This is a genomic window from Lysinibacillus sp. FW301-JW8 (assembly GCF_058788755.1).
Genome location: NZ_JBYTBB010000015.1, coordinates 1 through 21,705 on the forward strand (window position 1 = coordinate 1; position 21,705 = coordinate 21,705).

The 21,705-nt window shown below is 36.0% G+C and carries 21 protein-coding genes and 1 riboswitch; of the genes, 7 read left to right on the plus strand and 14 right to left on the minus strand.

All coding sequences use genetic code 11. From position 1 onward, the window contains the following. Positions 1-276, plus strand: a 276-nt coding sequence (locus tag AC3WOM_RS08280) for an aldehyde dehydrogenase family protein (protein ID WP_492446129.1), incomplete at its 5' end; no start/stop codon positions are given. 125 nt (positions 277-401) lie between these two features. Here AC3WOM_RS08280 and AC3WOM_RS08285 read toward each other — a convergent pair. After that, on the minus strand, positions 402-1,451 hold the full coding sequence (locus AC3WOM_RS08285; RefSeq protein WP_492446131.1) for a DUF418 domain-containing protein: 1,050 nt from the start codon (positions 1,449-1,451) through the stop codon (positions 402-404). Positions 1,452-1,748: 297 nt separating this feature from the next. On the opposite strand from AC3WOM_RS08285, the gene AC3WOM_RS08290 reads away from it, so the two are divergent. After that, entirely contained in the window at positions 1,749-2,012 is a 264-nt protein-coding gene (locus tag AC3WOM_RS08290) for a Parvovirus coat protein VP1-like protein (protein WP_427546760.1), read from the plus strand. A 40-nt stretch (positions 2,013-2,052) separates the two neighbouring features. Here the strand turns inward: AC3WOM_RS08290 and AC3WOM_RS08295 are convergent, their stop codons facing one another. Beyond that, positions 2,053-2,823, minus strand: a complete 771-nt coding sequence (locus AC3WOM_RS08295) for a GNAT family N-acetyltransferase (RefSeq protein ID WP_492446134.1) — start codon at positions 2,821-2,823, stop codon at positions 2,053-2,055. A 422-nt stretch (positions 2,824-3,245) separates the two neighbouring features. Between AC3WOM_RS08295 and AC3WOM_RS08300 the strand changes: the two genes are divergently transcribed. Beyond that, positions 3,246-3,758 carry a GNAT family N-acetyltransferase gene (locus tag AC3WOM_RS08300; protein ID WP_492446135.1) on the plus strand — a complete coding sequence of 171 codons (513 nt, stop codon included), beginning with the start codon at positions 3,246-3,248 and terminating at the stop codon, positions 3,756-3,758. A 52-nt stretch (positions 3,759-3,810) separates the two neighbouring features. Here the strand turns inward: AC3WOM_RS08300 and AC3WOM_RS08305 are convergent, their stop codons facing one another. The 4 genes from AC3WOM_RS08305 to glnA form a co-directional block, all read right to left on the minus strand. Next, complete coding sequence (locus AC3WOM_RS08305; RefSeq protein WP_492446137.1) at positions 3,811-4,674, minus strand: AraC family transcriptional regulator; 864 nt, start codon at positions 4,672-4,674, stop codon at positions 3,811-3,813. A 263-nt stretch (positions 4,675-4,937) separates the two neighbouring features. Continuing rightward, positions 4,938-5,144, minus strand: coding sequence for a hypothetical protein (locus AC3WOM_RS08310; RefSeq protein WP_427546751.1), 207 nt, complete (start codon positions 5,142-5,144; stop codon positions 4,938-4,940). Positions 5,145-5,178: 34 nt separating this feature from the next. Continuing rightward, on the minus strand, positions 5,179-5,355 hold the full coding sequence (locus tag AC3WOM_RS08315; protein WP_427546748.1) for a sporulation protein Cse60: 177 nt from the start codon (positions 5,353-5,355) through the stop codon (positions 5,179-5,181). 114 nt (positions 5,356-5,469) lie between these two features. Beyond that, positions 5,470-6,804 (minus strand): type I glutamate--ammonia ligase, encoded by a 1,335-nt coding sequence (gene glnA / locus AC3WOM_RS08320; RefSeq protein ID WP_492446139.1) that lies wholly within the window; start codon positions 6,802-6,804, stop codon positions 5,470-5,472. 435 nt (positions 6,805-7,239) lie between these two features. Here glnA and AC3WOM_RS08325 point away from each other — a divergent pair, with 435 nt between their 5' ends. The 4 genes from AC3WOM_RS08325 (at position 7,240) to AC3WOM_RS08340 (ending at position 11,218) form a co-directional block, all read left to right on the plus strand. Then, positions 7,240-8,370, plus strand: coding sequence for a SpoIIE family protein phosphatase (locus tag AC3WOM_RS08325; protein ID WP_427546743.1), 1,131 nt, complete (start codon positions 7,240-7,242; stop codon positions 8,368-8,370). A 6-nt stretch (positions 8,371-8,376) separates the two neighbouring features. Further along, entirely contained in the window at positions 8,377-8,814 is a 438-nt protein-coding gene (locus AC3WOM_RS08330; RefSeq protein ID WP_492446142.1) for an ATP-binding protein, read from the plus strand. A 113-nt stretch (positions 8,815-8,927) separates the two neighbouring features. Then, complete coding sequence (locus AC3WOM_RS08335) at positions 8,928-10,622, plus strand: methyl-accepting chemotaxis protein (protein WP_427546737.1); 1,695 nt, start codon at positions 8,928-8,930, stop codon at positions 10,620-10,622. 209 nt (positions 10,623-10,831) lie between these two features. After that, a complete protein-coding gene (locus tag AC3WOM_RS08340) occupies positions 10,832-11,218 on the plus strand; it encodes an STAS domain-containing protein (RefSeq protein ID WP_427546735.1) in 387 nt (128 codons plus the stop codon). A 220-nt stretch (positions 11,219-11,438) separates the two neighbouring features. Here AC3WOM_RS08340 and AC3WOM_RS08345 read toward each other — a convergent pair whose 3' ends face one another. From AC3WOM_RS08345 to resB, 8 genes are all read right to left on the minus strand, one after another. Continuing rightward, the gene (locus AC3WOM_RS08345) at positions 11,439-12,785 is read right to left on the minus strand and encodes a sodium-dependent transporter (protein ID WP_492446144.1); all 1,347 of its coding nucleotides are present in this window, start codon (positions 12,783-12,785) and stop codon (positions 11,439-11,441) included. Positions 12,786-12,948: 163 nt separating this feature from the next. Continuing rightward, complete coding sequence (locus tag AC3WOM_RS08350) at positions 12,949-13,536, minus strand: ECF transporter S component (protein WP_427546730.1); 588 nt, start codon at positions 13,534-13,536, stop codon at positions 12,949-12,951. Positions 13,537-13,754: 218 nt separating this feature from the next. Beyond that, a riboswitch (FMN riboswitch) is annotated at positions 13,755-13,943 on the minus strand. A gap of 194 nt (positions 13,944-14,137) precedes the next feature. Then, complete coding sequence (locus tag AC3WOM_RS08355; RefSeq protein ID WP_427546727.1) at positions 14,138-15,430, minus strand: RNA polymerase subunit sigma; 1,293 nt, start codon at positions 15,428-15,430, stop codon at positions 14,138-14,140. Continuing rightward, entirely contained in the window at positions 15,427-15,960 is a 534-nt protein-coding gene (gene sigX, locus AC3WOM_RS08360) for an RNA polymerase sigma factor SigX (RefSeq protein ID WP_427546725.1), read from the minus strand. The genes AC3WOM_RS08355 and sigX overlap by 4 nt, the downstream gene beginning before the upstream one ends. Positions 15,961-16,050: 90 nt before the next feature. After that, positions 16,051-17,826 (minus strand): ATP-binding protein, encoded by a 1,776-nt coding sequence (locus AC3WOM_RS08365; RefSeq protein ID WP_427546722.1) that lies wholly within the window; start codon positions 17,824-17,826, stop codon positions 16,051-16,053. Beyond that, entirely contained in the window at positions 17,819-18,535 is a 717-nt protein-coding gene (locus AC3WOM_RS08370; protein WP_049668637.1) for a response regulator transcription factor, read from the minus strand. The genes AC3WOM_RS08365 and AC3WOM_RS08370 overlap by 8 nt, the downstream gene beginning before the upstream one ends. 312 nt (positions 18,536-18,847) lie before the next feature. Then, positions 18,848-20,035 (minus strand): c-type cytochrome biogenesis protein CcsB, encoded by a 1,188-nt coding sequence (gene ccsB, locus AC3WOM_RS08375; protein WP_492446147.1) that lies wholly within the window; start codon positions 20,033-20,035, stop codon positions 18,848-18,850. Next, on the minus strand, positions 20,032-21,705 hold the full coding sequence (resB, locus tag AC3WOM_RS08380; RefSeq protein ID WP_427546717.1) for a cytochrome c biogenesis protein ResB: 1,674 nt from the start codon (positions 21,703-21,705) through the stop codon (positions 20,032-20,034). Before resB ends, ccsB begins: the two co-directional genes overlap by 4 nt.

The window sequence follows — 21,705 nt, forward strand, 5'->3', positions numbered from 1 at the left end:
GCAAAAGCGAAAGATTTCGATCAAGCAATTGAAATTGCGAACGATACAGAATATGGATTAACAGGTGCAGTCATTACAAAGAACCGTATGAACTTAGAAAAAGCTCGTGAAGAATTCCATGTTGGTAACCTTTACTTCAACCGTGGCTGTACAGGTGCAATTGTTGGCTACCAACCATTCGGCGGCTTCAACATGTCAGGTACAGACTCAAAAGCTGGCGGTCCAGACTACCTACAGCTTCATATGCAAGCAAAAACAACTTCAGAAATGCTCTAATTAACCAAAGGGTAAAGTAGATTAAAGTAACACACATATATAATAGAAGAAACTCATAACATTTTAATCATTATAAAAATCCCTAACAGCCTTAAATACTAGCTGTTAGGGATTTATCATATGCCTTATTTTTTATTCTCATTGCCCTTTCTTCCATATGTCATAAAGCGCCATACCTTTTCAAACGGACCAATTTTAAAGAATTTAAACCAAATAACGCTAAAGATTATTTGAATCACAAAAACTAGGCTTGCTATTAACACGATATCTGAGGGCGAAACAACCTCGAGCCCCATTAAAGATATAATCCCTAGTGCAATAAAGCTTTGAGCTAAATAATTGGTAAACGCCATTTGACCAACTCTGCCAATGGGTTGAAGGAATTTGGCGATTTTTTCATTCTCCAAAATAGTAAATAGACAAGCCAAATAAAAATAAGTGGTTGGAATGACGCCTAAGCCAATCAGTAACTGCAGATTTTCATTATCCCCTTGAGATGCAAACCAAATACATATGGAGATACCTATAAAGAATGGTAACGTTATAAATTGAATCCATTTTATATGTTTGAAATAGTCACTTACATGACTAATCCACCCTGCTTTTGCTACTAAAAAGCCAGTTAAAAACATAATAAAAATAGTCATTGCATCATTTCCAACTACACTAAATGCAGTTGATAGAGCCTCGTTATTCGGCATAAATATTTGTCCCAGAATACCAAGCACATGAATAGTTATAATAGTGAAGAGCCATTTACTAATTGTTGCAACCTTTGCATTATAAAAAGGTAGTAAGAAGAAACCTATTATGGCATAAATGGCAAGAATCGAACCCCAGAAAATAAAAATATGAATAATGCCTATTAGAAGCAAGGCTAATAAACGTCTTGCGAAACGCCATTTTGGTTTATCACCTCGAGCTTCTGCACGGGAAGTAAAAATATAAAAGCCTACACCAAACAGGAAGGAAAAAATTGAAAAGAATTTCTTCTCAATAAACATATCGATGAGTCTATCGATTAGACCATTTATTCCACTATAGTCAGGCATCGGTCCCCCCTCTATGATTACCTGATAGGCAGCCACATTAATAAATAAAATGCCAAACAGTGCTAATCCTCGAATAATATCTAAGGAAATAATTCTTTCTTTTTGTGTAACGGATGAGTTCATACAGTAATACTCCTTATCTTTCAAACTTTTTTTGCACAAGTGATGCCTACTCGAAAAGTCGAATTTGATTGACAGCAGGATGTGCTATTGCCCTTTAATTTATTGGTCTATTGCTATCATAGCTTTCCATCCTTACACGTATTTTTTTTAAAGCTTACAGTAACCTTACAAATTATTATTCGGAATGGCATTCATATAATTCTTGTATTTTTTCGCTTTTACTAGTTTTAAATCCCCTTTCTCAGACTAAAATTTCATATTTTATAATAACTATTTCTTTTAGAAAGGGGTTAGATGATGAACAGACAGCGTAAACTTGGTTTTTGTTACCCAGGTTATAAATATTGTGGACCCGGTTGTTCAGGACCAGGTGCACCAACGAATGCTGTAGATGCATGTTGCAAGCTACATGATGAATGCTATGCTCGTTACGGTAGTACAAAACATTGTGATGAATTGTTTCAAAACTGCTTACGACCATATATGAAGACAAATGATAAAATGGCTAGAGATGCTAAATTATTTTATAATATTTTCGAAGTACGTAATCGCTTCTTTTAAAATGAAAAAAGCTCACAGTACGTGAGCTTTTTTACGTTAGTTATAATTTAGTATAAACTGTGTATTTTTTTGGATTTGTAAAGCCTAGCTTAAAAGCTAAATGATATGAGGCATGGTTATCAATATCACAATCCCAGCAAGGTATTATATTGTTTAAAAGGCAGTAGTCTATAAATGTCTCTGCCATCAAGTTTGCTAAGCCTTTTCCCCTATATCTCGGATCAGTTACTATATCCACTTCTGCATATTGCATCGATTTAAAAATGGAAACCGCTTCACTAATCATTTTGCCTTCATGTTGAAGACAAAAACCAAAACCATTTTTAAGAAAATTACTAGTTGTATCCCAATATTCTTTGTAGTATTGAGTAGTAAATTCTATACTATGTTCAATATGTTGTTGAGTGATTTTAGAGCATTCAAAATCTATTAAATATCGTTTTTCTCTCTTGTTATAGATATTGCTATCAAAGCTAAACGTGTACCGTTCTATTTTCTTAACATAATCTTTTAATTGTTGATTAATTTTTGTGCTCCAATCGTCTGAATAAGTAAATATTGTGAAGCGTTTTTTGTGTTCACGCGATTCTTGTAGCAGCGTAACAATTTTACTTACCATAGGTTCATAAGACGAATCGCCATAAACATAATATATTCCTGATTTTGTCTGTACTAGTATTGAATGATAGCCAGCATCGTCTGCATAAATGGTACCTTCTATTATCTGATCCAGTATGCTGTAGACAAATGTTGGTGCCTCTTTAATAGTCTCTCTTATCGCCGAAAAATTCTCTGGTTTTACCTTTATCATTTTCTTTTCCCCAATTCTATTATTTCCTTATTATTATAAGGTATATTGTAAATAGTAGAACTATTGTCTAATATTGAAAATACATCTAGTATAAAATTTGAAGGGACTGAATGATGCGCAGATAGCAATATTTTTCATCCAAATAAAATCAATTTCGCCTTGGCGTAATTGTGTCCGGATTTTGAATTGTGCCTACACAATTCATTCCATTGAAAATCCGTGACATCCGCCGGAGACTTTGGGCCGACATGAGGTTGGTCACTCAGTCGTTGCCACAGGACGTGGCGTTCTTAGACTGAGTTCCGCTATTTCAGTAGGTGTTTCGACACCCACTGAAAAGGAACCAACACCGCTTTCATCTCACCACCTGTAGAGGTGAGAGTCTTCTGCTGAATGAAGATAAAAACTTGGAGGTAAAAGTATTGATAGAACAAATTGACACAAAAAGACTGTATTTAAGAAAAATGAAAATAGAGGATGCCAATAATTTATTTCAAATTTGGTCAGATCCAGACGTAACGAAATACATGAATATTATTAATTTAACGGATGTTAAACAGGCACAAGAGATGATTACAATACTTGATCAATTGGCGAAAGAACAAAAAGGAATCCGTTATTCAATTATTGAGAAAACATCCCAGGAAATTATTGGCTCATGTGGATTTAATTCATTTGATGAAGAGAACAATACCGCAGAAATTGGCTATGAGCTTGGGATAGCTTATTGGGGAAAGGGTTTTGCGCAGGAAAGTATTACAGCTTTAATTCATTATGCCTTCACCGCCTTACACATTAAAAAAATTGAAGCAAAGGTTGAGCCTGCTAATAAAAACTCCATAAAAGTACTAGAAAAGTTGAAATTCAGCTATATAGGAACATTACCCGAAACAGAAACATCTGATGATATTAGTATTTATGCTTTAATACAATAAATTCGTAAAGACCAAGAATTTAATCACATTCTTGGTCTTTACAATTTACTTATTACTTAATCGGTATCCAAATTTCAGAATAACAATCAGGACTAAATGGATCCTCATCAGAATACACTTCAAGCTCTGCAGATCCTATCGGTTCGTAGGGATTAGATGGGAACCATTCAGAATATATTTGTTTCCAAGTATTCTGCATTGCATCTGGCATAGGACCATGTACTTCAAAGACAACCCATTTAGATGCTGATATGTCCATTGCCAGTAAATCATCTGGTACATCCCCTGCATAATCAGCAGCAATCCAATAATCAATCAGGCTATTTTGTGGATAGTTTGGATCAGGAACACAAACTCCAAGTACACCCTTAATATCTCCATTATTTAATTGAATCAACTGTTTATCAAAATTTTGATTGTTCATTTCATTCCAAAATTGAGGAATCCCTCTCGTATTTTCACCACTTTGACAATTATAAGTTCTTTTTACCCCAACTACTTGAAATGCTTCTTTTTCTTCAATTCTATACTTCATTGGTTCTGCTCCTTTCAGACTGACCTGGATGACCAGGCGATTGTATGATTGTAATGGGCCTTGCTTTTTTCTTGCTTCACTTGGCGTTATATGGTGCTGCTTGCGGAATGCCTTTGTGAAAGCTTCAGGAGAGTCATAGCCATATTTGTAGGCGAGATCGATTATTTTTTCCTCTGTATTCAGTAACTCTTGCGCAGCCAATGTTAATCTTCTACGTCTTATATAATCCGCAATGGACATATCCGTTAAAATTGAGAAAGTCCGTTGAAAATGAAAGACTGAAGAATGAACCTCTCGTGCAATTTGCTCCATAGTAATGTCCTCTAATAAATGCACTTCGATATAATTAATTGCCTTTTGAATCGACTCAATCCAACTCATTGCTCTCACTCCTTGTATATAGATTAACGAAATGACAGTATTTAATCCTGTTTTTTTATGCTATCTTTGGACTGATTTATCCATACTACTATATTAATAATTTTTAAAGAAAAGTTTACTTAATAAATTCTAATTGAATTATGTATCAGTAAGTAAGTTATAAATCATTTTTAAGTCTATATTAACTAATAGAAAAATCATGCTCATATGAACATGACTTAATTTTATTTCTAATGTTGTTTTTTAAGTGGTACTATCATTATTTAAAGTTTTATTTTTTCTATGGCTGCCTCATATATCAATTCATTCTTAATTTTTATATATTGATTTTTCGCTGCCTTACAATAACCTTCTTTTTTTAGAAATTCTTTTAACACAGATTTCCTGGGAAATATTTTTTCCATTACACTTTGAGTTTCTTCACGATCATCTATTCTTTTAGTAATTGAAAGCATAAAAATTTTTGACAAATAAAATGCTCCTTTCAATCAGTCATGAATTTCTTTATTTATAAATAATTAGAGCTGAATGTATAACAGTCTGTTCTCCAATATATAAAGTATTATATTTAATATCGATTATTAAATATTCACTTAAATCTAAAAGAGCGTTATTAATATCATTTTCAAAATTTACTATATCATTATTTTGGATTGTTACTACTTGAGTCGCTTGCACCATCTATTCTCCTCCCCCTCTTTTATATTAAATTAAAAGGAAAGATTTGTCACAAAAATAATATAACTATTCAAGTGAAAAAGAAGTGTTGAAGCGAAAAAGCTCCAACACTTCCTTTTAATACATTCTTAAATATTCTTCACGTTCCCAGTTATGAACGCGTGTACGATATTTATTCCATTCTATTTCTTTAGCAGTCGAAAATTTTTCAAAAATATGATCCCCAAGTGCCTCACGTACAGTATGATCCATTTCTAATTCAATTAGTGCAAATTCTAATGATGATGGTAAACTATCAATACCATTTAATTCACGTTCATTCCGAGACATTTTATAAATATTTCGATCAACTGCGTCTGGAGGTGTTAAATCATTGCGAATCCCGTCGAGCCCTGATGCTAAAATAACGGCCATCGCTAAATATGGATTTGCTGCAGGATCAACAGAACGAAGCTCAATGCGTGTGGAAAGCCCTCTTGCAGCCGGAATTCGAATAAGTGGTGAGCGGTTTTGAGCAGACCATGCTACATAACAAGGAGCCTCATAGCCAGGCACTAACCGTTTGTAGGAATTTACAAGCGGATTCGTGACTGCAGTAAAGCCATGTACATGTTTAAAAATACCAGCCATAAAACTACGCGCTGTTTGGCTTAATTGCAGCTCTGCATTTTCATCATAAAAGGCATTTTTATTTCCCTCAAATAAAGATAAATTAAAGTGCATTCCAGAGCCGTTAACGCCATATAATGGCTTTGGCATAAAAGTTGCGTGTAAATCATGCTGCGCTGCAATTGTTTTTACAACAAGTTTAAATGTTTGAATATTATCACATGCTTCAATAGCATTGGCATACTTAAAATCAATCTCATGCTGACCAGGTGCCACCTCATGGTGAGATGCTTCAATCTCGAAGCCCATCCCTTCTAGCTCTAATACAATGTCACGGCGACAATTCTCGCCAAGATCTGTCGGTGCTAAGTCAAAGTATCCCCCACTATCATTTAATTCAAGTGTTGGGTGCCCTTTTTCATCCAGCTTAAATAAGAAAAACTCTGGCTCTGGTCCTAAATTAAATGAAGTAAAACCAAGCTCCTCCATCTCTTTTAATACCCTTTTTAGATTAGAGCGTGGATCACCTTCAAACGGTGTACCATCAGGTCTTGCTATATCACAAATAAAGCGTGCTACCTTGCCCTTTTCAGCTGTCCAAGGGAAAATTACAAAGGTATTAAAATCTGGACGTAAATACATATCCGATTCCTCAATACGTACAAAGCCCTCAATGGATGAACCATCAAACATCACTTTATTGTCCAATGCTTTTTCTAATTGACTTACAGGAACTTCAACATTTTTAATTGTTCCCAATATATCAGTAAATTGTAGGCGAATAAATTTCACATTTTCTTCTTCCACTCGGCGTATAATATCTTCTTTCGTATAATGTTTCATTCTCCACCACTCCAATGTAATTTTAGTTGACACCATAATAAATAACTGCTTTTAAATTACATCAAAAATGAAAAAGGTGCAATACATATGTCAACTTTCATTACATTGTTTTTTTCGAAGATATTTATCTTTTTTTTAGATATATAGAGCTCTCATTTATGATTGCCTTTACACGTGAATTAAGGCTTTACTATGAAGATTTTCGGCGATTTTCATAGTCTGTTTTATGGAATTTAAATAAGAAATAATATTTCCGCATTTTATATCACAATAGTCTTGTATAATGCCATATTTATTGGTAAATTTATAGCAAATTAGAATTTCTATATTGTTCATCAGCCAAGTAAATAAGGCGTATATAATATAGTTATATGAATATTTAAAATTCCTAGAAATCTTCTGTTAAAGATCCATAAGGCGGTGAATGTAGGAAGCATGTCAGTATTAATTATTGGCAGCGTAAGTAATGATGTATTGCGTCTGCAAAAATATTTTCATCGTATAGACATCAAAGATATTCATTGCTTTTCCTCCCCTGATGCAGCAATGAATTATTTATTAGATTCTTTGAAAGAAGATCTAGAATTAATTATTCTCGATGCAAAATTGACACTTAAAAATTGCGAAGAAATATGTCAGCAAATTGACAGTTTAATAAACTGGATTGATGTCCCAATCCTTCTTGCTACTACTTATGAAAAAACAATTACGATTGATAGAGTTTTTGAGGCTGGAATATTTGATTTTATTTTAAAGCCATTTGATTTCACACAATTTAAAACCCGAATTCAAGTTGCCACAAAATATCAGAATGAAGCAAAACTGCGAAGACAACAAGAAAGTATGATTCAAAAAGACCTAATCGTGGCAAAAAAGTTTCAAAAAAACGCTTTATCACCACCACTATATCTTGAAAACCTACAGATTGATGGACTTTATGTTACATCCAATACATTAGGAGGTGACATGTACTGTTGGTTTAGGATTAATGAACATTTGACGGCTATTCTTTTATATGATGCTATGGGGCATGGCATCGCTGCATCACTTGTTACCATGTCCGTTCGATCTCTGTTAAAAGGTATGATTACAAAATTAATCGATCCTGTAACAGTCATTCGGGAGCTAAATCGTCAAATTAATGAGCTTTTTTCTGATGAAGATATGGACCGTTTTTTAATGACGGCTATCTACATACTTATTGATACAAAAAGTGGAACATTACACTATGTGAATGCAGCCCATCCAGCTGGTTTTTTATTTGGAAAGTACGGAGAGACAGTATTTCTTCAAGCAAACACACCTATTCTTGGACTATTCCCTACCATTCCAATCACTAAAAAAACAATTCCTTTATCCGGCTGGCATCGTATTATACTTTATACGGATGGATTATTGACATTAAATAAACAACACAATATTGATATGGATTTTTTCCATTCCTATGCCTCACAAGAAAATAGCTATGCCTTACAAAAATTTTCTCAAAAGTACAATTTATTAGAAAATGATCACAGTGATGATATAACAGTAGTTTCAATAACAATTACATTACAGGGTAGGTGATTGGTGATGGAATTCACGCTCAATGTAAATCCTGATACACAAGCAATAGCATTCGTAGATCAAGTTATGGAAAATTATGCAAACGTGTATAATCTACCTTATAAAAAAGAATTACGCTTTGTTGTACATGAATTAGTTATAAATGCTGTTGAAGCAATGGGAAAAATCGATGCATGCTCAGAAAAGGAAATTCAAATACATGTATGCCAATCCGATGAAGAAATAAAAGTAACCGTTACAGATGAAGCAAAAGGGATTGCTGAGAATGATTGGAGTAAAGTTCTTCAATACGATTTAAATGAACTTGATTTTTCAGATCGTGGGCGTGGTTTATTTTTTGTTAAAAATATGGTTGACGATATTTGGTTTGAACATATTTCTGAAACAAAATTTTTAGTTGGTATCTCAAAAAGAATATATATAAATGAAAATAGAGGGTTTTGATGAATCTTTAAATATATATCAACTCTACTTAGCTCATGAAAACGAGCAACTTAAATCATAACGTGAAATAAGGTTCAACAACACACCTATAAAGTATAATTGGAGGAGTTTTAATGAAACTGACAATCCGAAAAAAAATAAGCCTGCTAATCTTTAGTTGTATTTTACTTCTTACTTCACTTTTAGCAGGAATTAATTATTATGTTGCGAAAAAGAATCTTTTAGAAAGTGCAAATACTAAGCTTCTATCAGATATTCAAGTAAGCTATGAATATTTAAACGCAAAATTCCCTGGAGATTGGTCCATCAAAAATAATCAATTATATAAAGGCGATGTCAACATGGTTGAGAATTTTGACATTGCTGATAAAGTTGGAGAGCTAACAAACGGTAATGCCGTATCAATTTTCCAAAATGATTCACGAATTAGTACCAATATTGTCGAAAACGGACAGCGTGCCTTAAATACTAAAGTATCTGACGAAGTCGCCACTGTTGTATTAGGAGAAAAAAAGCGCTTTATTGGTTCGGCAAGTGTTTTAGGAAACATGCATCAGGCAGCCTATGACCCTATTTTAGATAGCAAAGGAGATGTAATAGGTGTATGGGCAACAGCCGTTCCAACAGCTCCTTATATAAGCATTGCAACAAAATCAGCCCTTGAAAATGTAGCAGTTTCTTTAGGGATTGCTATTCTATTGATTGTCGGTATTAGTTGGTTTTTACAACGACAAATCATTAATCCAATCAATATCCTAAGCTCAAATGCCCAAGAGCTTGCAGATTTAAATTTGAATGTAAAATTATTAAATCCTAAAGGCAAAGATGAGATTACGGATTTAGCACAAGCATTTAGTAATATGAAAGATCGCTTAACTGAAACAATAACAATTGTGGCTGGCAGCGCTAACCAGGTGGCTAACTCCTCCCACTCATTAGCAGAATCATCACACCAGACTAGCGAGGCTTCTAACCAAATTGCATTAACGATGAATGAAATCGCAGTTGGAACAACAACACAATCCGATCAAGCTGAGCAAATTGTATCGATGATGCAAAAAACAATTGAAGAAGTATCGAGTAGTTTGAAAAAGGCGGAAATGACTTTGACTAGTGCCATAGAATCATCGAATATTGCACGTAAAGGAGAAGAAGCGATTAATGAAGCCATCAAGCATTTAAGTGCTGTAACGCAAACAGTGTCTTATGCAACGGACTCTATTCAAAAACTAGGCAAACGCTCTGAAGAAATTGGTGGTATTATCACGGTGATTACAGGTATTGCAGAGCAAACAAATTTACTTGCCCTTAATGCAGCTATTGAAGCCGCACGCGCAGGTGATCAAGGAAAAGGCTTTGCGGTTGTTGCCTCAGAGGTACGTCAGCTTGCTGAGCAATCAAGCATGGCATCTGGACAAATTACAAATCTCATTAATGATATTCAGGCTGAAACGTCAGTAACAGTTCGCACAATGGAAAGTAATCTGCTTGCGGTAGAGGAGCAAGTAACAATTATCAACAAAGGAGGAACCGCTTTAAAAGAGATCGTGGAGAAAGTTGTGGAAACAGAAAAAGGTGTTGAACAAATGAAGATGGCATTTACCCATGTCAATGACAACTCCTTAGGTGTTCAACAAGCTATTCAAGACATTTCTCGTATCATCGAAGACTCTGCAGCTGCAACAGAGGAAATCGCCGCTACATCTGAGGAACAATATGCTACCGTGGCAGAGATAACACAAAACTCAGATGAATTAGCAACAATTTCAGATAAATTACAAAACGAAGTCAATAAATTTAAGTTTTAATTAAGGATAAACATGATACGATGTGTTATAGATACAATGGGAGTTTATTAAAACAATTATGAATACACGGCGACTCCCACAATGAAAAAAGCGGATGAGGAGGCTCAAAAAGTCTTTGGAAAGCTTTCACTCTTATCAGGCACATATCATGGAAATGCCAAGTATAAATTAATCCATAAACATGAAAAGGAAAATGGAGGCGCTATAGTATGAATCAGAAGAAAATTGCGATGGATATTGGCACAAAGGCTGATTATATCTTAATTGCGTTTACTGGCGATTTAGAATACGGTCTGATTGAGGATATAAAAAAAGATCTTCAATCACTAAATTTAGAAACAAAGCATGGATATATTATCGATATGCAAAAGGTAACAAATATCGATAGTACCGGCTTTGGTATGATCGTTAACTTTGCCAAAAAAATATCAATAAAAGAAAAGAAAATCGCCATTATTGTCGTCGATGATTTCATCCGCAACTTATTCGCTATTTCGCAGGTAGATAAAGTTTTTCCTATTACAAACAGCGAAGAGCAAGCAAAAAAGATTATCAAAGAAGATTGGCTAGGAGAATTATCACTTAACGAATATTAACCCTATCGTTGCCCCCATTATCAATTTCGCCTTGGCGTAATTGCGTCCGGATTCTGAATTGTGCCCAGACCTGCAAATGTTTTTTTCGTGAAAGCAAAGCGGCAGCGGCACGAGGCAGGTCAGTTAGCCGTTTTCGTAGAATGCGAAGGTTTTAGGCTAACGTTCTTTTATTCATAAAAAAATAGGGTGTATTCCTGTAAAATAGAATACACCCTGCTTTTTAATATTGTAAAAGCATATTTAATAAAACAACAAGAATGACTATAGGTACTACAATTAACATTAATAGTCGATATGTAGAATAATACCCCTGTCCCATTTGGCTTCCCATCAGTAATTCCTTCCTCACAAATTCTTTATCAGCTACATGCGCAATAAAGAAAGCTATCAATAAATTTCCTAACGGAAGCATTAAATTCGATACTAAAAAATCTGTCGTATCAAAAATTGTTTTCCCAAAGAATGATACATCTGCTAAGGTACTAGAAGACAATGCTGCTGGAATTGCAGCAATAAAGACTATTACACCTAATAACAGTGTCAATGCTGAGCGAGACACTCGCCCCTTTTCTATAAATGCCGCTACAATAATTTCGTATAAACTGAAGGAAGATGTTAATGTTGCGAATAAAAATAGTAATAAAAACATCGCTAAGAACACTTCACCCAATGGCATTTGGCTAAATGCTGTAGGCAGCACCATAAATAGTAAGCCTGGTCCAGATGCAGGCTCTAAATCAAAGGCAAATACAACAGGAAAAATCGCTAATCCTGCTAAAAACGATACAAGTACAGTTAAAAGTACAACCGAGCCCGCCGAGTTAGGTAAGCTCACATCCTTTTTTAAATAAGAGCTGTAGGTCACTAGACAAGAAAACCCTACTGCTAAGCCAAAGAAGGATTGGCCTAAAGCTTCTAATAAAGCCCTTCCAGTAATATTAGAGAAGTCTGGCCATAAGAAAAATTTCACACCCTCCATCGCTCCGTCTAATGTTACTGCTCGGACAACAAGTACTATAAACATCATAAATAATAATGGCATCATAAACTTATTAGCCTTTTCTATACCATTTTGCACTCCAAGAGATATCACTAGTACATTCGCTAGCGTAAATAACCCTAAACCTAGCAATGTAATCCAAGGCGTACCAATAATCTTTTCAAATAGCTCACTAGGATCATTAGCAGGATCAATAACAGTACCAGCCACACCAAGACCGCTATAAATAAAAATCCAACCGCCCACAACACTATAAAAAGTTAATAATAAAAAACAACCCAGTACACCCATGCGGCCAATCCATGCCCAGCCCCTTTTCGTCGGTGCAATTTTTTTATATGCAGTGACCGCCTCAGATTGGGTGCCACGTCCTAAAATATATTCTGATAATAGCATTGGTAAACCAATTAACAATGTAAATAGAACAAAGATTAGGAAAAATGCTCCACCGCCACTTTGACCAGTAACATATGGAAGCTTCCAAATCGCCCCTAATCCGATTGCCGCTCCTGCTGATGCTAAAATAAAGCCTAGTTTACTAGACCATTGTGCCTTTTTTTCACTCATCTCTTCAAACTCCTCTAGCATTTCTAAACTCTTTCTTATTCTACATGAAAACACTAGGCTCGACTAGATTAAGTTCCGTTGACAAATCTATCTATTGATTCAAGCGTTCAATCCATAAAAAAACCTCGAGCATATCAAATCACACTCGAGGTTTCATATAATCTTATTTCGTTAAATACATATTACGCTGACGATCTATCCATTTGCGCATAGTTGTAAATAATAAGGCCATGATAACAGTTAATAAAATACCTTTAACAATATTAAATGGCAAGATTCCAGCCACAATCATTTTATATAATGAATCTCCTACAACAGGCTCCATCCCTAAAAAGTACGTGTACATTGGTAAAAATACAGCATAGTTAAGAACACTCATACCAACCGCCATAACGATTGTTCCTGCTGCTAAGCCTCCAATAAGACCACCAATGTTTTTAAAACGCTTAAAAATAAAGGATACTGGTAAAATAAATAAAATACCTGTCGTGAAGTTAGCGATATGTCCTACTGGTACTCCTGTTGGCGTGCCTGAGAAAATCCAATCCAATACATTTTTAAATAACTCTACTAGAATCCCCGCTACAGGTCCCATTGTTATGGCTGCTAGTAATGCAGGCATATCACTGAAATCCACTTCCAAAAACGCTGGGAATGGTGGAATTGGGAAATTAAATAGCATTAATAAAAACGAAATACTGCTCAGCATGCCAATCGTAATAAACGATTGAAGTTTAACATTTTTCTTCATTGAAAATTCTCTCCTCTTTGCTGATTCAATCTCGCAAGAAGAAAGGTTACGATCTAATCAAATGTTATTCATGAAAAAACCCTTATGCATTGTTGGCATAAGGGAGAATAGGCATGATTAATAAACGCCATTAAACAGCAATTTTCGAGCGGGCTTTAAAGCCATGTTGAAAAAACGCTCGTTCAAAGCTAATTTAAAATAACGAATGACGATCGTACCTCCATCTTCTCCCATCCAGACTCTAACTGTCGGCCTTGGAATCGCACCAAGTCAGCCATGCAAAAAATTTTGCACAGGTCGCGGGCTGAAGAGTCTTTAGTAAATCATTCGAGCTAATGTCTTTCACATTAGCGATTTACAGCTCTATTACCGCCGGTCGGGATTTTCACCCTGCCCCGAAGATGAATCAATATTTTATTTTTGTTCTACAGCTTTACTATAATGAATTATTTAGAAAAAGTAAATAGTTCTGCTTAAAAAATCCTATTAGATTTGTATGTTTTATGGACAGTTAGTTGGTTTATCGCCATAGAAACAAGAAGGAGTATTCTCGCCACAGTTGATGTACGAGAATACTCCTTAAACTATCGCCGTAAAGTTGCTATGGCGTATCCATATACTGCTTATTTGCGCCTACAGGCTTGGGCAAGAAATTTTTTAAATCAAAGCCTTCCCAGCTTTCCTGAACTACATTATCTAAGCGTAATTGTTTATCAAAGCTTGCAGCCGTTAGCATCATTGCTTCGATTAATTGTGTTGCTCGAGCTGGCTCCATTGTCGTTAAATCAAGAGGAGCATTAAAGGTAACAACAACACCCTCTGCAACCTCCTGTACAGTATAAGTCACATTTTCTGGAACGACAGGAACATAAACATCATCATTTTTATTGCGCATAACCGTAATCGCTTCTGTTACCGAGGGAAAAGTTTGACGAAAATCGGGAGATAAATACTCCGCCCCATTATCCTGGTCTTTATATAAATAATAATTAAAATGACTTGGACCTGTTAATGACATAGCCTTACTCGGCTCTCCCTCTTGAGAAAACTCGTATGGTGTGCCATCTGCATTTTCAAACTCGACCTCTGTATACTCTGAGTCTGAAAATGTATCCTGCAAGGTTCCCTTATATTCATTTACGGGTGCAGAGGCTACATCATAATCATTTTTCTCGGGTAATACATGAATCAGCTTATCATCTTTTTCCTTCAATTCACCTTGATATGGATGGTAGTTAGTAAAGCCTTTTGCTTTCTCTTCAATTTGTGGTGCATACTTTTTATACATTTGTAATGTAGAAGGTTTTTCTTTCCCAAAATCCGCTTCAACCCGCTCATTGGGAATAATATACGTCATTGGTACGCTTTCTACATCACGACTTGCCAAACCAATACGAAAGACAACGGCATCCGTTAAGTCTTCCTCGTACACAGAGGTACGTAGAGACATAAATTTAGCATGTTCTGCAACAATGCTCGAATCCAGATAATTATCAAAATTTTCAGCAGTTTTTGCAGCTGGCCCGTCTTGCATAGTAGAATACGGAGCAATGTCAGGGGCAGTCGCCTGATCTATCTTGGAATCATTATTATTCATAAACTTAGAGCCTACACCTATTGTTAATGCGAAAACAGCAGCAACACTCATAAGAATGGGCCATTTACGGATTTTGCGCTTTGTTGTTTCTGTCTCTATACTTTGCTGTTGTTCTTGCGCTGACACTTCTTCGTCTAATGGCTGCTGGATGGCTTCTTGCAAATGAACATTATCCTGCAAGCGAGCATCTGCCAATAATCGATTTAATATTTCATCTTTAGAACGGCGGTCAGAAAGCTTAGGGGCATTGTTCAATACATGTTCTAGCTGGTCATCATCAAACTGGTTATGTGTCATTGCCGTTTCGCCTCCTGTTCTCTAACCTGTTGTAGCTGTTGCCTTAAAAATTTGATGGCACGATGCTGTGTTGTTTTTACCTTTGCTTCTGTCCAATCTAGTATTTGTGCTGTTTCTGCAATCGATAAATCTTGAAAGTAGCGCATAATAATGACCATCTTTTGGTCTCCTGTACAGTTTTCAAGTGCTGACTCTACCTGCATAAATTCATCACTTGCCTCCAGCATATCTTCCGGTGATGGTGTGTTTGAATGGAGTTGTTCCGTTTCCCAGTCAAAAAAGTCAAGTGAATGCTTTTGGCGTACTGCCTGCTTCCGAAAGTGATCGATTGCGACATTTTTAGCAATGGCAAATAGCCATGTCTTTTCACTGCTATTTCCTGCAAATTGATCGTATGAGCGCAATACTCGTACATAAACCTCGTGCGCTAAATCTTCAGCAAGTATACGGTTTTTTACTAAATAAATAAGAAACTGGAACACGTCTTGATGGTATGCATCGTATAGTCGATGGAACACGGAGTCATTCAATGCACTCCACCCCCGTTCTATAATATTTGTCGTCTTCATGTTTATAGAAGTTACAGCCAATTAATACCACTAAAGTAGCAATGATATTAATTATTCGAAAGGTAAATAAAACGTAAAGGTAGTACCTTCTTTCAGCACACTGTCAACCATAATAGTCCCTGAATGTGCCTTTACAATATTTCTAGCAATAGCTAAACCTAGGCCAGTTCCGCCTTTAGAACGCGTCCGGGCTTTGTCAGCTTTATAAAAACGTTCAAAAACATAAGGTAAGTCCTCATTTGGAATGCCATGTCCTGTATCCTGAACAGATATTTTTGCGAAGGTCGGCTCCTGCTCAATTTTGACAGTAACTGACCCTTCATCCGTATGACGGAGTGCATTGTCAACTAAATTTGTTAACACTTGTTCAATCCGATCCTCGTCAATACTTATCCTAGCTTCCTCATTGAATTCACTATCAAATACTAGACGAACATGTTTCTCTTTAGCAACCTGAGCAAATTTTTGTGTTATCCGTTCGAATGTAGAATTAATTGGGAGGGCATCCTTATAAAGCGTCATATGCCCCGATTCCATACGAGCTAAATCTAATAAATCTGTTACTAGACGTCCCATTCGCTTCGATTCATCATAGATAATTTTTGTTATTTCGTTACGTTCTTCCTGATCCTGAATAAAATCATCATCCATTAAGGCCTCTGAATAGCCCTGAAGCATTGAAATTGGCGTTCTAAGCTCATGGGATACATTGGCTATGAAATCTGAACGCAGCTTTTCTAAGCGATGCTGCTCTGTCATATCACGAATAACAGCAACTGCTCCACGTATTAATTCCCCACTGTATAGGGGGCTAATTGTAAAGGTATAATAATTTCCATCCATCTCAATTTCTTCTTCCAGTTTATCCTCAAACATTAGTACATGGTCCAGCATATGATATAACTCTGGTGGAATTGGCTTCGCACTTTGAGAGCCTTTATTAACAAACCATTTTTGCATTAAACGCTCTGCTGGTGGGTTACTTAATAATATTGTACGATCTCGATTAAACGTAATGACTGCATCTGTCATCGATGTCAAAATATTAGAAAGCTGTTCATTTTCCTGATTGATTACTTCTAGATTATGCTTTAATTGTCGCCCCATTTGATTAAAGGCAACAGCAAGCTGACCGATTTCATCATTTTGTGTTGTTGGCATTTTCGCTTCAAAATTCCCCTTTGAAATTTCAAAAGCCAATTCTCGCATTTTACGCAAAGGCGAGGTAATACGTGAGGATAGGAAAAAGGCAAAGAATGTCGTCAGCACAAAGGCTATAAAGGCAGATAAAAAGACAATTTTAGTCGTTTCTTTTGATGTTTTATGAAGTGCATCTGGACTTTGATAAATAAAGACAGCACCATGCACGGCATTCTCTACATTTAATGGGAAGCCGAGCACCACATACGATTCTATTTTTTCTTTATCCGTAGATGATGGCATCATCATTTCATTTGTAATTGGTTCATCCGATTGAAAGATTTTATGGAAAGATTTATTGGCTAATATAGCATCCTGTATTTCTTTTTTATTAACACCCTCCTGCAAAGCAAATGATACCTCGTTATCACCTGTAGCAATAAGTGCATTTGTGCTTTCGGGTAAAATATCCTTTAATAATTCCGACGTTGACTCTGCTGTTTCATTATCATCTACTATACTTGCCACCGTTGCAGCAGTTTGGCGCAACGAAATTTCTGCTTGCTGCATATGGTAATTTTGTAGAAATTCGAGCATCAATACCGTGAAAACAAATAATACAAATGAAACGAGAAGCAATATGGTTACCCATAGCTTCCCGACAACACTATTCCATATTCTATTCATTGACAACCTCAAATTTGTAGCCAACGCCCCAAACAGTAACAATCATCTTTGCAGCGTTTTCAGATACACGATTGAGTTTTTCACGTAAGCGCTTTACATGTGTATCCACAGTACGTAAATCTCCAAAGAAATCATAATGCCAAACTTCTTTTAGTAATTGTTCACGGTCAAATACTTTGTCTGGCGATTTCGCTAGGAAATAAAGCAATTCATATTCTTTCGGTGTTAAATTCACCTCAATCCCCTCTGCTGTTACACGATGGGCATCATGGTCGATCATTAAATGCTGGAATACAACCAAATCTTTAGAAGAGGATGCATTTGTCGAAGGTGAGAATGCCTGGGAACGACGTAAAATAGCCTTCACACGTAACACTACCTCACGAGGACTAAATGGTTTTACAATATAATCATCTGCTCCAAGCTCAAAGCCCTGTACACGGTTTGCTTCTTCGCCCTTGGCAGTTAATAAAATAATTGGTGTTGCTGCACGTTCACGGATTTCTGCACATACTTCAAGTCCGTCTTTTTCAGGCATCATGATATCTAATAAAATACAGTGATACTCTTTTTCTAAAGATTTTTCGATCGCTTGTTCACCATTTTCTGCTTCGTCAACAAGATACCCTTCACGCTCCAAATACATTTTTAATAAGCGTCGAATACGATCCTCGTCATCTACTACTAACACTGAAATATTTTCTGACACTTTCACGATCCCTCTCTTCCAATCTTTCTCTACATTCTATTGTACATGGTTCGACACATATTGAAAAGAAAAGAAAGCCCTCTTGCCACAAGCAAGAAGGCTTATCTTTCTAATACTAGCGACGTTGCAAATCTCATATATGCTTCCATAATAGTTCATCCTGCAAAACTTGTGCTACAAGGCAAAGGAAGTGAACGTTCACAGCTTTTTCAAGCAGACAGAACGTTATTTTACAACCGTTTTCATAGTAGATATAGGTATATGCTTATATTCCTCTACCTTAAGTACCTCTATACGTAATCTGGTCTCATATTAATTTGAAGCGTATGAGTGTAAGCCTGCAAGAATTAAGTTAACAGCAACTAAGTTGAATAAGATAATGGCGAAGCCAATTAATGCTAACCAAGCAGACTTTCTACCTTCCCAACCTTTTGAAAGGCGTAAATGTAAAAATGCTGCATAAAATAACCATGTGATAAGTGCCCATACCTCTTTTGGATCCCATCCCCAGAAACGACTCCAGGCGATTTGTGCCCAAATCATCGCAAAGATTAAAGCACCTAATGTAAATACTGGGAAACCAATTAATACGGAACGGTAGCCGATTTCATCTAGTAATTGTAAATTGACACGCTTAACAAATGGTTGGAATATTGCGCTAATACGTCGTCGAGCAATTAAACGAATTAATAAGTATAAAATCGATCCTACTAATAATGACCAAACAACCGTTGTTAATTTCTTCGCATTAATAAGTGAAGGCATTTCTACAATTGGCGACATACCATGTTCTTCAATTGCTTTAAATTCATTCATTCCAAATATCGGTGGCATATTATAAGTAATTTGACGCTCTGTACCTTCTTTATCAACATAAGAATATTTAGATTCGTAATCCATTGCCTTAAATGTAGAGGAAGCAATGACAAAGCCAACTACTAATACTAAGCAGAACATCACTGTTTCTAACCAAAAGCGCTCTTTAGTAGGCTTTGTAACATCTACTACTTTTAATAAATAAATCAGTCCAGCTACCGCACTTATTGCCAAAATCGATTGACCCAAAGCCGCTGTAATAACATGAATTGTTAGCCAATAACTTTGTAAAGATGGTACTAATGGACTTACTTCGTTCGGGAACATCGCTGCATAGGCAATTATTAAAAGTGCCACAGGTAGTGCCACTAAACCTAAAGCCGTCATGCGATAAATAAAGTAAATTAAAATAAATGCAGCAACAATGAACATACCAAAGGCTGTCGTAAATTCAAACATATTACTAACAGGTGCATGCCCTGTATGAATCCAACGAGTAATAAAATACCCAAGCTGCGAAAGGAAACCAATTATAGTTATAGCAATAGCAAGCTTGCCCCATTTATCTGTATTTTTGCCTGTAGCATTCGATTGCTTAATCGAGCCACCAAAGAATAATGTTGCTACAAGATAAGCTATAAATGCTATAAACAATAGGTTTCCGCTTATGTCAATCAAACTCATAAGGTGTTGTCACCTTCCTTTTTAGTAATGGCTGGTTCAGTCGACTTCTCGACATCTTCTGACTTCTCTAGCTGATCTATATATGGTGGTAAATCAGCAAAGGATGAAACAGCATCTAAATCTTTTTTCATGCTGAACATATTTTTATTAACATGGGCAGCCATTATCACTTTTCCATCTGGCTCTACCTGTAACCATAAACGTCTATGATTCCAATACGAACCGATTGCTACACCAATCATGAAAATAATACCGCCAACAAATAGTATAGGTATTGTGCTATCTTTACGTATCGTAAAGTTTGCTGTATTTCGCGTGTCAGCACTAGCAAATTTCATTCGATATTTATTTTCTCCAAGCGGTTCAAGAGGTGGCTTCATAATTTCAACAAAACTTACCTCTCCATCTGGTGTTTGAGGTGTTTTCATTTTAAATAAAAATGCTGGATTATTAGGGATAGAAGTTTTTGTTTGTGGTTCACCATTCTCAAAACCAGAAAAATCCGGTGTATACACTAGAATCTGTACGGAAGAACCATTTCCTAAGTCATATTCCTTTTTAGGATTCGTTAGATCAATTTCAGCTTTACCAAGTGATTCACCAGTTTCTTTATTCACCAAATCAAAATTCATCTGCTTCAATTCATTCATTCGGTAATTCATTTGATATAAAGCAAAACCATCTTCTTTTAAAGGATGGTTCACACGAATCGAGTAATCTCTCACCTTCTCAAGATTATCCAAGTCCCCAGGAAGTGAGCCTTCAGGTTGTTTGTATAAAGTGACATCCGTTTGGAAGTTTTTCGCTACTACATTGACACCTTGTGCCACCTGCTCACCCTGTGGTTTATTGTCATGAGTTTCTAAAATAAATTTATTATTTTTAATAAAATAGCCTTCCATCCCTGGTATTGCTCTCGTCTCACCTTCACGAATCCAAATTGACTCGTCTACGTAAAAGCCAGGTACTAAACGTATCATAACACCTGCTAAAAAAATAATAAGGCCGACATGGTTTATGTATGGGCCATATCGAGAAAAACGGCCGCGTTCTGCTAGAAGTGCGCTTCCATCACGTCGAACATTATATTTTAATTCAGTCATTTTTTGCTGAACTTTTTCGAGTGTATCCTCAGGATTTGAAACTTGTCCCTCTGCTATAATGCGTTGACGTTTCAAGAAACTTTCATGGCGTTTAACGCGTTGGTTTTTCAGAGACTTATGCAATGGTATCCCACGGTCTAAGCTTGCAACAATGATTGATATAGCTAACATTCCAACTAAAATTTGGAACCACCAAGTGCTATATAAATCAGATAACCCTAAATAATTATAAAGTTTTCCAAACCAGCCGTAGACTTTCTCATAATACTCGGCCTTACCTGCATCAGGAGCATTTACATATATCTCTTGAGGTAAAATTGTTCCAATTGACGCAGAGACCAATGTGATAATAATAAGGGCAATTCCCACTTTTACACTTGAGAAGAAATTCCAAATTTTATCAATAAATGTTTTGTTGTATGTTTTTGATCGAATAGCTGAACCATCATAGCGCATATCAACAACTTTTGTTTGTTTACCTTCCTCAGTTAAAGGGCGACCACATTTTTCACAGAGCTTCGTGCCATATGGGTTACTATGCCCACAAGCACAAATGATATTTTCCAT